At 62.6% G+C, this 13135-nt stretch carries 11 protein-coding genes and 1 tRNA gene; 7 read left to right on the top strand and 5 right to left on the bottom strand.

The features are described 5' to 3' along the window. Positions 1-15 precede the first annotated feature (15 nt). The gene (locus CK224_RS00695) at positions 16-645 is read right to left on the bottom strand and encodes an invasion associated locus B family protein (protein WP_095777677.1); all 630 of its coding nucleotides are present in this window, start codon (positions 643-645) and stop codon (positions 16-18) included. 284 nt (positions 646-929) lie between these two features. Between CK224_RS00695 and CK224_RS00700 the strand changes: the two genes are divergently transcribed. The 4 genes from CK224_RS00700 (at position 930) to mgtE (ending at position 7581) form a co-directional block, all read left to right on the top strand. Continuing rightward, a complete protein-coding gene (locus CK224_RS00700) occupies positions 930-2750 on the top strand; it encodes an extracellular solute-binding protein (RefSeq protein ID WP_095780490.1) in 1821 nt (606 codons plus the stop codon). Between the two features lie 41 nt (positions 2751-2791). Next, positions 2792-3472 carry a DsbA family protein gene (locus CK224_RS00705; protein ID WP_066989826.1) on the top strand — a complete coding sequence of 227 codons (681 nt, stop codon included), beginning with the start codon at positions 2792-2794 and terminating at the stop codon, positions 3470-3472. 486 nt (positions 3473-3958) lie between these two features. After that, entirely contained in the window at positions 3959-5848 is a 1890-nt protein-coding gene (locus CK224_RS00710) for an ABC transporter ATP-binding protein/permease (protein ID WP_066989828.1), read from the top strand. Between the two features lie 368 nt (positions 5849-6216). Then, entirely contained in the window at positions 6217-7581 is a 1365-nt protein-coding gene (gene mgtE, locus CK224_RS00715) for a magnesium transporter (RefSeq protein WP_095780491.1), read from the top strand. Positions 7582-7632: 51 nt separating this feature from the next. On the opposite strand, the gene gor is transcribed toward mgtE, so the two are convergent. The 3 genes from gor to rpiA form a co-directional block, all read right to left on the bottom strand. Next, positions 7633-9021 (bottom strand): glutathione-disulfide reductase, encoded by a 1389-nt coding sequence (gene gor / locus CK224_RS00720; RefSeq protein WP_095780492.1) that lies wholly within the window; start codon positions 9019-9021, stop codon positions 7633-7635. Positions 9022-9136: 115 nt separating this feature from the next. Next, positions 9137-9772: a DUF2059 domain-containing protein gene (locus tag CK224_RS00725; protein WP_095777683.1), complete on the bottom strand. Its 636-nt coding sequence runs from the start codon at positions 9770-9772 to the stop codon at positions 9137-9139. Continuing rightward, the gene (gene rpiA / locus CK224_RS00730) at positions 9759-10490 is read right to left on the bottom strand and encodes a ribose-5-phosphate isomerase RpiA (RefSeq protein WP_095780878.1); all 732 of its coding nucleotides are present in this window, start codon (positions 10488-10490) and stop codon (positions 9759-9761) included. Before rpiA ends, CK224_RS00725 begins: the two co-directional genes overlap by 14 nt. A gap of 153 nt (positions 10491-10643) precedes the next feature. Here rpiA and CK224_RS00735 point away from each other — a divergent pair, with 153 nt between their 5' ends. Together CK224_RS00735 and CK224_RS00740 are read left to right on the top strand one after the other, a co-directional pair. Beyond that, complete coding sequence (locus CK224_RS00735) at positions 10644-11324, top strand: phosphoglycolate phosphatase (protein ID WP_066989841.1); 681 nt, start codon at positions 10644-10646, stop codon at positions 11322-11324. 126 nt (positions 11325-11450) lie between these two features. Beyond that, positions 11451-11525, top strand: a tRNA-Val gene (locus CK224_RS00740). 85 nt (positions 11526-11610) lie between these two features. Here the strand turns inward: CK224_RS00740 and CK224_RS31125 are convergent. Next, positions 11611-11781, bottom strand: coding sequence for a hypothetical protein (locus CK224_RS31125; RefSeq protein WP_164746760.1), 171 nt, complete (start codon positions 11779-11781; stop codon positions 11611-11613). A 653-nt stretch (positions 11782-12434) separates the two neighbouring features. Between CK224_RS31125 and CK224_RS00745 the strand changes: the two genes are divergently transcribed. Beyond that, positions 12435-13121, top strand: a complete 687-nt coding sequence (locus CK224_RS00745) for a Crp/Fnr family transcriptional regulator (protein ID WP_095780879.1) — start codon at positions 12435-12437, stop codon at positions 13119-13121. Positions 13122-13135 lie beyond the last annotated feature (14 nt).

Here is a 13135-nt window from a genome sequence, read left to right on the forward strand (position 1 = left end):
GAAACGCTCCAACAATCAGTTGGCGGTCTTCGCCTTGTCCTGCTCTTCCTTAAGCTTCTTGGCGAAGTCCTGGTTGTTCTTGGCGACGAAGTCCTGCAGCTTCTTTTGGCGGTCCTCGATGTCCGACTGCTGCAGCGGCGGGCCGTCATAGGCGCCGCTGAAGCCCGTCAGCGCAACCTTTATCGGGTTCGGCTGGTTCTGGAAATTGACCGAGGTGAGCGTGATCTGCTGGCCCTTCTTGAAAGACGCGACAAGCTGGTCGGTCAGCGGCACTTCGGCCACGCAGCGATCCGGGAAGCAGATCACATAGTCGAGCTTCTGCGCCTTGCCGGAATCGATCTGCAGGCCGATGCCCGGAGGAACGAGACGGCCGGTCGGCACCGTCACCTGGAACACCTTACGGTTCACTTTGCCCTTGAGCTCGATCAGGCTGACGCCGGTGACGAGCTGGCCATTGCCGGCGGTGACGATGTTCTGCACGTTGCAGATATCGACGTCTTCCTGCTTGGTGCAGGCCTTGAACCAGCCCTGCGGAATCTGCGGCGGCTGCTGGGCGGAAGCGGTGAAAAGCCCGGCGCCCAGAACGCCGACCACGCCTGCGGCCAGCACCGAAAGGCGATACGCGTTGCTCGTCATATGGTGCACTTTCCTCTCAAATGATCCAGGGGACCGGCTTCTTCCTGCCGTGTGGTCCCGCTACCTGTTGCCCAAATGAGGCAACAGCATGACTTCGGAGCGCGTGTTACACTGCCAGCGACGCCGAATCCAGCCCGGTTTCCGCGTTTTCTTGCCGCTTCTCCTGCCCTGGACGAACCTCCATCGGCGATGCGCCGACTGAACCAAGCGACCGGCGTGCGCCGATTCAATCGGGGAGCGAAATGCTCTAGGGTGCATGTCGAATCACCAAGCTGCCCGGCAAGGAGACGGTCATGGACCGCGTTCTCGTTCGGCTGATCGCCGCGACCTCGTTTCTGGCCCTCTCGCTGCTTCCGGCTTTGTCGGAACCGAAGCACGGCATCGCCATGCAGGGCGAGCCGGCGCTGCCTGCGGACTATACGCATTTCGACTACGTCAATCCCGATGCGCCGAAGGGCGGCAGCGTCACCTATTGCGTCGTCGGCAGTTTCGACAATCTCAACCCCTTCATCCTGAAGAGCCTGCGCACCACCGCGCGCGGCATGATCGACACGGTCTACGGCAACCTGGTCTTCGAGCCGTTGATGCAGCGCAACTACAACGAGCCCTTCAGCCTCTACGGCCTGCTCGCCGACAGCGCCGACATGGACCCGGGTCGCAAGAGCATCGAGTTCCACCTCAATCCCAAGGCCAAATGGTCGGACGGCCAGCCTGTGACGCCGGAGGACGTGCTGTTCACCTACGATGTCTTCAAGGACAAGGCCCGCCCGCCTTACAGCGATCGCATGAGCATGATTGCCAGGCTGGAGAAGACCGGCGACCACAGCGTGAAGTTCACCTTCAACGAAAAGGCCAATCGCGAATTTCCGCTGATCGTCGCGCTGACGCCGATCATCCCCAAGCACGCCTTCGACAAGGAGACTTTCGACAAGACCACGCTGAAGCCGCTGATCGGCAGCGGCCCCTATACCGTGGACAAGGTGCAGCCTGGGCAGCGCATCGTGTTCAAGCGCAATCCCGATTATTGGGGCAAGGACATCCCATCGAAGCGCGGCTTCGACAATTTCGACCAGATCACCATCGAGTATTTCCTCAACGCCAACGCCAAGACGGAAGCGTTCAAGAAAGGCATCTGTGCCCTCGACGACGAGACCGATCCGGTCAAGCGCGACCGCGATATCGACTTCCCGGCCTTTCGCAAGGGTGATGTGAAGCAGGAATATTTCGACACCGGTATTCCGCCCGTGGTGACGGGCTTCCTGTTCAACACCAGGCTGCCGAAGTTTTCCAATCCGGTCGTGCGGCGTGCCCTCGGCATGCTCTACGACTTCGAATGGGCAAACAAAAACCTGTTCGCCGGCAAGTTCAATCGAACCATGAGCTTCTGGCAGAACTCGGAATTGTCCGCGCTCGGCCATCCCGCCGACGAGCGGGAGAAGGCGCTGCTTGCCCCCTACCCCGGCCGCGTCCCTGCCGAGGTGATGGACGGAACCTGGCGGCCGCCGGTCACCGACGGCTCCGGCCAGGACCGCAGGGTGCTGCGAGCGGCTTTCGAGCTCCTGAAAAGCGCTGGCTATCACGTAGAGGACGGCCGGATGCTCGACCCTGAAGGCAATCCCTTTGGCTTCGAGATCATGACGTCATCGCAGGACGAGGAGCGGCTTGCGGCTCTCTATCAGCGCACGCTGGAGAAGATCGGCATCGATGTAACCATCCGCGGCCTCGACGGCGATCAAATCCAGTCGCGCAAACAGCGCTTCGACTTCGAGGTGCTGATCGGCACAAGCGGTTTCAACAATTCGCTCTCGCCCGGCAGCGAGCAGGTGGGGCGCTGGGGATCCGTCGCCGCCAAGCAGGAGGGTTCATTCAACCTGGCCGGCGTCGCCGATCCCGCGGTCGACGCGGCGATCAACGCGATGCTCAATGCCCGCACGAAGGAAGACTATGTCGCCGCGGTGCGCGTTCTCGATCGGTTGCTGATATCGGGCAACTACATGGTGCCCATGCAATACAACACGCAGCAGTGGCTGGCTTACTGGAGCTACCTGGAACATCCGCAAAAGACGCCCATATTCGGCTATCAGCTGCCGACATGGTGGCGAAAGCCCAACTGACGCGATCCCCCGCCTGACACCGACCAAGCAAGGAGACGAGCATGAGCGCGGAGAACTCGATCACCATCGATGTGGTGTCGGATGTCGTCTGTCCCTGGTGCTTCATCGGCCAGAAGCGGCTGGACAGGGCGATCGCCGCTGCCGGCGATATCGACGTGCACGTGCGCTGGCGGCCGTTCCAGCTCGATCCGACCATTCCGCAAGGCGGCATGGATCGCCGCGAATACATGCTGGGCAAATTCGGCAGCGAGGAACGCATCCAGCAGATCCATGCGCGCATTGAGCCGCTCGGCGAGGCGGAAGGCATCCATTTCGCCTTCGGCGCCATCAAGGTCGCTCCCAACACGCTGGACGCCCACCGCGTTATCCGTTGGGCGGGGCCTGCCGGCGAGGACGTGCAGAACCGGCTGGTGCGACGCCTCTTCCAGCTGAATTTCGAGGAAGGCGCCAATCTCGGCGACCATGCCGTCCTAACCGACGCCGCCCGCGAAGCCGGCATGGACGGTTCCGTGGTCGAGACGCTGCTGCCCACGGATGCCGATGTCGAGGCGGTGCGCAACGAAATCGCCACCGCCTCGCGCATGGGTATCACCGGCGTGCCCTGTTTCCTGCTCGAAGCCAAATATGCCGTTATGGGCGCGCAGGACGCCGACACGCTGGCCGATGCTATCCGCCAGGTCGCTGCGGCCAAGGCGCGCGGTGAGCTCGAAACGGCGGGCTAAACCAAGTTCGCATCACCCCTCCGCCTAGCGGACGCGGAAGTCTGCTGAGAGAGTTCCCCGCGGTCTACGGCGTTGATTCGAGGTAGCCCGAGGTCTCCTGACGGCCACTTTCGAGCCCTTCAACCCGTGGACCAACCGAGCATCGGGCTGAATATCCCTTCACAAAACCGTGTTTTCGGCTTCCCCTGGGGAAAGTCCTTTCCAGCCGAAACTCTGTTCCCAAGCGGCTGAAACAAAACACGAATTCCCCGCCGATGGATATCAGCCGGCAAAGCTTTTCTGTTGCCTTCATGCCACGGCCGGTAACCCTGTTCCCATTCGGAGGAAGAAAATTAATGGAAAATGATCAATTGGTGTTACCATGTGTAACAAAACAGGAAAGGTTCGGGCGGGATCGTGATTCGGGTCGGTAGACCGCGACGTACAGTACCGGAGCAAACCTCCAGCGAGGCGGCAAGGCCCTCGCCCCTGACGCCGGTATCGTCGATGCGCACATTCTGGGGGCTGATGCGAGCCTACTGGTTCTCCGACCGGTGGAAGGAAGCCTGGACCCTCACCCTCGTCATCGCGCTGCTGACAGCGCTCTCCAGCAAGGCTGGCGTGTGGTTTGCCATGGCATCGGGCGAGCTGGTGAATTCGATCGCCTTCTTCCACGACGCCGCCAATATCAATCCGCTCCAGACGCTTCTTACCAATGCCGGCATATTGGTGCTGTTGGTCGTGCTCAAGGACGCCGGCTTCACCGGAGTGCGAAATCTCGTTTCCGCAACCTTGCATCGCAAATGGCGGGGCTGGCTGAACAGCCAATTCAACCGAGCGCTGCTCGACGGCAACCATACCCATTTCCATGCCCAGCATGGCTCGGTTGCCGGCGGTATCGTCGCTCCCGACAACATCGACCAGCGCATCCAGGAATCGATCAAGGACATGACGGGCGGCGCCATCGGCCTTGCCATGGGCGTGCTGGGCGTGGCGACCTCGCTTTATTTCGTCGGCGAGAATTTGATCGGGGCCTCGGTGGAGGTCAAAGGGCTGGAGTTCCTCGGCAGCTACGGCAGTGCCGTGCTGGCCTTTCTGGCGGTCGCGACCTACGTGCCGCTCAACACCTGGATTGCGGTGAAGCTCGGCGGCCTGCTCGAACGTCTCAACATCCGCATGCAACAGGCCGAGGGCAGTTATCGCAGCGAATTGACGACCTTCCTGCGCCGCAGCTTCCACGTCGCCGCCTCTCACGGCGAGGATGTGCAGAAAACGATGCACGACAAGCTCTATGTCGACATCGACAAGACCTGGGGGCGGCTGAACGTCGTCAACACCAGCTACATGTCGTTCGAGCTGATCTACAATTTCATCGGCGCCCGCATCGTTTCCTACGGACCCGGTCTCGTGCCCTTCATTCACAACGGCTTCGATCTCAAGGGCTACATAACCGGCTCCGAAATGGTCGCGCAGCTGATCAGCCAGTGTTCGTGGTTCATCCATGTCATGCCCGCGATCGCCACGCTTAGGGCCAACAGCCAGCGTGTGACCGAGCTCGCCAGCGCCATCGAGAACGTCCAGCAGCCGCAGGAGTTCTACCGCCAGACCGGCCGCTCCGACTTCAGCTATGCCACGCAAAATCCCGTCTTCGGCCTGACCATCCAGAAGCTGGAGCTCGCGCATCAGGGCGAGGACGCAACGCCCTTCCTGAGCGCCGCCAACCTGCGCTTCCGCCGCGGCGAGTGGACATTCCTCAAGGGTGAGTCCGGCTGCGGCAAGACCTCGCTGATCAAGGCAATCAATGGTCTGTGGCCCTATGGCCGCGGCACCATCGTGTTCCCGGAAGGGGTGACGAGCTTCTATGCCGCCCAGGAGGTCAAGCTGCAGCAGGTCTCGCTGAAGCAGCTCGTCTGTCTGCCGGGTTCGGAAAACGATCACACCGACGTGCTGGTAGCGGCCGCCCTGCACAAGGCCGGCCTCGGCGAATTCATCGGGCACCTGGCCGATGAGAGCCGCGAAGGCAAGCTCTGGGATCAGGTCCTGTCAGGCGGGCAGAAGCAGAAGCTGGTGGTAGCCCGCATCATCCTGCAGCAGCCGGGACTGCTCTTCCTCGACGAAGCGACCGGCGCGCTCGACCCCGAAGGCAAGATCGCCTTCCACGAAGCGATCAAGGTCAATTGCCCCGATGTAACCGTCATCAGCGTGATGCACGAGGCCGTTCCGCCGCGGTCGCTCTCCGGAGAGGAATTCTATCATAGCGTCGTGGCGATCTCCGATGGCGTCGCGACCAAGAAGCCGCTCGCTCCCGCTCTGCCGCGCGAGCTCACGACGATCCTCGCGCAGCCCCGGCCGGCCGAGGACAAATGGTTGCGCTTCCGGCGGCTCAAGCAGAAATAGCAATCAGCCCAAGCCCTGGTCCGTCGCCTCGGCAACGGCCACTGTCGATCACAGTCTCGCGATCCGGCAATGCTTCGCTCATTTTCAGCGCTCGTCGCGATTGACTCGGCAAAACGCGCTCCTATGTTGCGCCCGCTCGCAGATTTCCAACCTGCGGCACGCGTCCTTCGGACGCGGTCGCTGTAGAATTTTAGAATTGCGCATGCGCCTTTCCGAAAATCGAAGCCGATTTTCGGGGGTCATGCGCTACCCCGCGAGCAGAAAGGTCAAACCCGCCATGCCTGGCGACAGTCACAGTCGAACGCAACCGCCGTCCGCCTTGACGTGACCTGACGGCTCACGTCCTGCCGGACGGCAAGGAGTGAGCCATGAATGAATTCGCATCCGTATTGGACGACGAAGCGGTCGCCGTCGCCCGTGTTCTTGCCAACGACCACGTCGCTGACGTCGTCGAAGCCCTCAACCGCGAACCTCGCGAGACCGCCATCGAGCTGCTCTGCGCGGTGCCGTTCGAGCGGCTGGTCGAAATCTTCGACCAGCCGGAGCTCGAAAGCGCGCCGCAACTCGCCGCAGCGCTGCCGCGCGCGAAAGCAGGCAAGCTGCTCACCGCCATGTCGGTCGACCGCGCAGCCGACATCCTGCGCGAGCTCGATGAGCCTGCGCGCTCAGAACTGCTTGGCGCGCTTGCCCCACCGCTGCGCGCGACACTGCTTTCGATTCTCGGTTATCCCGAGGGCAGCGCCGCCTCGATCATGACGACCGAGTTCGTCAGCGTGCCTTCGGACTGGACCGTCGGCCGCACGCTCGACTACATCCGCAAAGTCGAGCGCACGCGCGAGACCGTCTATGCGATCTACATCACCGACAAGGACACGCAGCTCCTGCTGCGGGCGACGGGCTTGCGCCGGCTGATCACCGGCGAGCCTCAGGACTCGATCCTGTCGGTGGCGCCGGATCGCATGCCGGTCACGGTCACGCCGCTGACCGATCGCGAAACGCTGGCGCAGACGATCTCCAAATACGATCTGCTCGCCCTGCCGGTTGTGGATCACGGCAAGATCCTCGGCATCGTCACCATCGACGACATCATCGACACCATGGTCGAGGAAACGACCGAAGACGTTCATCGTTTCGGCGGCATGGAGGCGCTGGACGAGCCCTATATGAAGATGGGCTTCCTCGCCATGATCCAGAAGCGGGCCGGCTGGCTCTGCGCGCTGTTCCTCAGCGAGATGCTCACGGCGAACGCCATGCAGAGCTACGAGGGCGAGTTGGAGAAGGCGATCGTGCTCACCCTCTTCATCCCGCTGATCATGAGCTCGGGCGGCAACTCCGGCTCGCAGGCGACCTCGCTCGTCATCCGCGCGCTGGCGCTGCGCGAGATCGGCCTTCGCGACTGGTGGCGTGTCGCCTTGCGCGAGCTGCCGACCGGTTTGGTGCTCGGCTCGATCCTCGGCATAGTCGGCATCTGCCGCATCGCGCTCTGGCAGTATTTCGGCTTCTACGACTATGGCCCGCATTGGATGCTGATCGCGGCAACGGTGGGTGCGGCGCTGGTCGGCATCGTCACCTTCGGCTCGCTGTCGGGTTCGATGCTGCCTTTCGCGCTGAAGCGCATCGGCTTCGATCCGGCAAGTGCCTCGGCGCCGTTCGTCGCCACGCTCGTCGACGTCACCGGGCTGGTGATCTATTTCTCGGTGGCTCTGGTGATCCTGCGCGGCACGCTCCTCTAGCCAAGAAGCTTCGCGCCGCCGGCATGGCCGGCGGCGCCTTCCCGACTGGCTTCAAACGCGCTCGCCGTTCTTCACGCGATAGGTCGGCTTGTACATGGTGACCAGCTCCTCCGCCGCTGTCGGGTGGACGGCCATGGTGCGGTCGAAATCGTCCTTGGTCAGCCCCGCCTTCAGCGGAATGCCGAGCAGCTGCGCCATCTCGCCGGCGTCAGGTCCCAGGATATGGGCACCGAGCACTTTCCGCGACGCGCCGTCGACCACCAACTTCATCAGCATCTTTTCGTCACGGCCCGACAGCGTGTGCCGCATGGGACGGAAAGACGCGCGATAGATCTCGATGTCGGGGAAGCGCTTGACCGCCTCGTCCTCGGATAGGCCAACGGTGCCGATCTCGGGCTGCGAAAACACGGCCGTCGGAATGGTATCATGGTCTGGCGCTGTCGGATTGCCTTTGAAGGCTGTCTCGATGAAACACATCGCTTCGTGGATGGCCACCGGCGTCAGTTGCACGCGGTGGGTGACGTCGCCGATCGCCCAGATATTGTCGATGCTGGTGCGGGAAAATTCATCGACGATGATCGCGCCGGTCTTGCCGAGCTCCACGCCGATGCCTTCGAGTCCCATATTCTCCGTGTTCGGGATGCGGCCGATCGCCAGCATGACCTGGTCGACGGTCAGCGTCTGGCCACTGGAGAGCAGCACGTCCAGTCTGCCCTCAGCGGTCTTGCGCACCCATTCCGAGATCGAACGGCAGAGGATCCTGATCCCCTTCTTCTCCATTGTCTCGTGCAGCGAGCGGCGAAGGTCCATATCGAAGCGCGAAAGAATTTCTTGGCCACGGTAGACCAGCGTGGTGTCGACGCCCAGTCCATGAAAGATGTTGGCAAATTCGACGGCGATATAGCCGCCGCCCTCGATCATGATCGCCTTCGGCAATTCCTTGAGATCGAAGGCCTCGTTGGAGAAGATGCAGTATTCGTGGCCGGAAAGCGCCGGGTGCGGAGCCGGACGGCCGCCCGTGGCGATCAGGATCTGGTCGGCGCTGACGGTGCGGTCTTCGGCAGTGAGATAGACGGAATGCGGATCGACCAGCACGGCGCGCGAATGGAAGGCCTCGCCGCCCGCACCTTCGACATTCCTCTTGTAGATCGCCTCCAGCCTGGCGATCTCCTTGTCCTTGTTGGCGACCAGCGTCGGCCAGTCGAAGCTTGCCTCGGGCACCATCCAGCCATAGCCGGCGGCATCAGCGAAATGTTCGGGGAATTGCGAGGCATAGACATAGAGTTTCTTCGGCACGCAGCCGCGGATGACGCAAGTACCGCCATAGCGATACTCCTCGGCAATGGCGACGCGCTTGCCGAGCGAGGCAGCCACACGGGCCGCCCTCACCCCGCCGGAGCCGCCGCCGATGACGAAGAGATCATAGTCGTAACCGGCCATCGAAAGGACTCCTGCGCAATGGAAGTGTGTCACAGGTAGGCGGACAGCAGGCAAAAGAAAAGCCCGGAAACCCGGGCTCTTCTGGTCCAGTCGGCCATCGGCCGCTTGAAACGGATCAGTTCTGCGAATTGTCGGCAGGAGCCGAGTTGTCGGCAGGAGCCTGGTCGTCTGCAGGCGCCGAATTATCGGCAGGAGCGGACCCGTCGGCAGGAGCGGCCGCATCCTTCGCAGGCTTGGCCGGAGCCGCGGCCTTTGCGGCGGCGGCGAGCGTTTCGCCGACCTGCTGGGCCAGGTCGCGGGCGACACCGTTCTGCCAAATGTCGGCCGCCTTCACCAGGTCGCGCGTGACCGCCGGGCCGCTGTCGAGCAGCTTCTTGCCGGCTTCCGAGCTGTAGAAAGTGGCGATATCGTTGAGGTCCTTTTCGGAAAACACCTTGGCGTAGGCGAGCGCCGCTTCCTTCTCCAGGTCGGCGCGGCGCGCCGCCAAGCCCATCGCCTTTTCGGTGACCGTCTTGCCGATCAGTTCCTGCATGTCGGGATTCTTCTGGATCAGCTGGTTCTCAAGCGCTGCCGCCGCCTGCGGCAGGATATTGTCGAACGGGTCGGTAGCGTGGATAGCCGCAACTGCGGCCCGTGCGGCCTTCAGATGCGATTCGCTGATATCCTGCGAAAACGCCGGCGAGGACAGCGCAAGCACCGCTGAGGCCGCCAGAATGGTCGAAAGGCGGCGAACCCGTTTATGCAACATCATGGTCGATAGAACTCCCTGGTTTTCGGGCGGCATGGACGGTTTGGATGCCGTCGCCGCCGGCGATGACGGCGGTTGACGCCAGCCCGATGAATAGACCGTGCTCGACGACGCCTGGAATGGCGAAGAGAGCATTCGAAAGCGCTCTTGTATCCGGAATGCGGCCAAAAGATGCATCGAGGATAAAGTGGCCGCCGTCTGTAACAAATGGCTGCTCCCCCGTCATCCTCAATGTCACCGGGCCGGCAAGGCCGAGCCTTGCCGCCGCCGCGCCGACCGCGATCTCGGTGGCGCGCAGGCCGAACTTGTTGACCTCGATCGGCAGGGGGAAACGGCCGAGCGTCTCGACCATCTTGGACTGGTCGGCAATCACGATCATGCGCTGCGACGCCGCCGCGACGATCTTCTCGCGCAGCAGCGCCCCGCCCCCACCCTTGATCAACGTCAGCGCGGGATCGATCTCGTCGGCGCCGTCGATGGTGAGGTCGAGCTCCGGCGTTTCCTCGAGCGTCGACAGCGGCACGCCAAGCTCGCGGCAGAGTGCCGCGGTGCGCTCGGATGTGGGCACGCCGATGACGCTGAGGCCGGTCGCGACCTTTTCGGCGAGCAGCCGGACGAACTCGTCGGCGGTCGTGCCCGTGCCGATGCCGAGCCGCATGCCGCTGCTGACATGGGCGAGCGCCGCACGCGCGGCCTCGACCTTCAACTGCCTTGCGTCCATGCCGCTCCTGTCCCCGATTTCCATGGTTTGGCGCGCCTCCTAGCATTTTTGCCTGTCCCGTCAAAGGCTCTGCCTGTGGACCGATGGAGGCGGCTTGCTTGACCACCGCCCAGCTTGTATCGGCTGCGGAACCTCAATTATTCAGGACTGGCCATGACCCGACCGATCATCGTGTTCGACCTCGACGGGACGCTCATCGACACTGCGCCGGATCTGCTCGACAGCCTCAACCACAGCCTGGCGGCCGCGGAGCTTGCCGCGGTCGACCAAGCCGGCTTCAAGCGCTACGTCGGCCATGGCGGCCGCGTGATGATCGAACGCGCGCATGCGGCGCAAAACAAGGCGCTGATGGCGGAAGAGCACGACCGGCTGCTGAAGCTTTTCCTCGACCACTACACGATCAACATTCCAGGCAAGTCCCGCCCCTATCCCGGCGTGGTCGCGGCTCTCGACCACTTCCAGGCCGCCGGTTATCTGATGGCGGTTTGCACCAACAAGTATGAAGCGAATTCGGCGACGCTGATCGGCGCGCTCGGTCTCGACAAATACTTTGCCGCGATCTGCGGCCAGGACACTTTTGCCTTCCGCAAACCCGACCCGCGCCATCTGACCGAAACCATCAAACTGGCTGGCGGCGATCCGCACAACGCCCTGATGGTCGGCGATTCGCAGACCGACATCGACACCGCCAAGGCGGCCGGTATTCCGGTGGTGGCGGTCGATTTCGGCTATACGGATCGTCATGTGCGCGAGTTCGAACCGACGCTGGTGATCTCGCATTTCGACACGCTGACGCCGGAATTGGCCCAGCGTCTGATCGCGGCGGCGCGCTGAGCGCCTGCCCAGATCGAGCCGGCAGGAACCCGAAATCGGTCCGCAGGATAACGTCGGCACATTGCCTTGACTTCGCGCACCCGCCTCCCTTATATCGCGGCTCGCTTCGGCCTTCGGGCAACGAGCGGGCGATTAGCTCAGCGGGAGAGCACACCCTTCACACGGGTGGGGTCGCAGGTTCAATCCCTGCATCGCCCACCATCCAACTTCCCGAAAGTTGGATGATCCGGCCGCGATGAACCTCTTCAATTTCGTGCAGTGGGGCAGCTCGCGTCCGGGAGGCCGCTTAGATCAGGCCTCGGCGCACATTCAAATGCGTTACTCCCGTCACCAGAATGGCGCCGGTCATGAAGTAGAGCGTGGCTATGATGTTGCCCTGATGGAAATGCAGCCCGGCAAACAGCAGGGCCATAACCACGGCAAGAAATGCGATTACACGCGAGAAGTTATCGGGCATGGGGCAGCGAACCTATGCAAATAGGATGGATAGCCGCCCTCAATCAGCCGCGTGCTCCATAGATCGGTTTTCGATTTTCCGCAATTGCCTTTTGAAGCACTGCCGCAGTGTGGTGCCTGCTGCGGGCGGTGTCGACAGCCGGGCCGCTGCCCTTCTTGCCGACATTGCATTCGAAGGCGCTGAGTTCGATCGGGGTCGTCGGCCTGGTCCATGCAGGGCGGCGGCAAGCCGCTGCTGGACAATGGCGACGCTTCTGTGATCGCCTTCACATACGCCGCGGAGGCATCGCGCACAGATATTGCACCGGTGGTACTGGCTTCTGCTTCAATGCATGGGCTTCAACGGCCTCCGGGCCTGAAAGCTCGGCAGGGAGTTTCGATCACCTAGCCATTTTCAGATTTGCTGTTCGCGCGCGTCGGTCGCCTCCCGCCACGCGCGCGAACGGCGTTTCGTAGTTCGGTTCGCGTCCGCCAGCGCGCTCCGGTTCCCGATGCAAGGGACAGTTGCCGGCCAGTTTGATGCCGGCAGCGCACGTCTGGCGCCCGATCTACAAAGGCCGTCGCGTGTTGCCGCAATCGCACGAAAGGAGACAGGCCTTGATCGAGCATGCACTTGTCATACAATTTCCGCTCAACGAGAGGCGGAACCGCATCATGTCCAGAGCCAGCGCAGACGACAGGAGCACCCTGCCGCGTCTGGCGCGGATCGATCCGCGCCAGTTCGATTTGCTGTTCGGCGGCTGCAAGGTCGAACGTTATGCCGCCGGTCAGCACCTGTTCGTCCAGGAGGACGCATCCGACCGCATCTACGGCGTGATGAGCGGCACGGTCGAGATTTCGCTCTATTCACCGGGCGGGCAGAAGCTGGTGGCCAATATCGAGCTGTCGCGCAGCCTGATCGGCGAGATCGGCGCGCTCGACGGACGCCCGCGCACGGCAACCGCCATCTGCCTCACCGCATGCGAGCTGGTTTCCCTCAGTCGCACGCAACTCTTTGATCGCATTGAAAAAAATCCACCGCTGGCGCGCGCCATGATCGAGCTGCTGTGCACACGGCTGCGCTGGGTCAGCGGCGAGCTCGGCGACCAGGCCTTCTTCGGCATCGAGGCCCGGCTGGCGAAACGGCTGGTGTTCCTCAGCGGCGTCATGGCCGACCCCGCCGGCTGGATCCCGATTTCGCAATCGGAACTCGGCGAATTCCTCGGCGCGACGCGCGAGTCGGTCAACAAGACGCTCAACGACTGGCGCAACCGGCACATGATCGACATCAAACGCGGCGGGCTGCGCATCACCAATGCCGCCGCGCTGAACCACATCGCCGATTCGCAGGACGACGACTGAACGATTGTGACCCG

The organism is Mesorhizobium sp. WSM3862 (genome assembly GCF_002294985.1).
Lineage (GTDB): Bacteria > Pseudomonadota > Alphaproteobacteria > Rhizobiales > Rhizobiaceae > Mesorhizobium.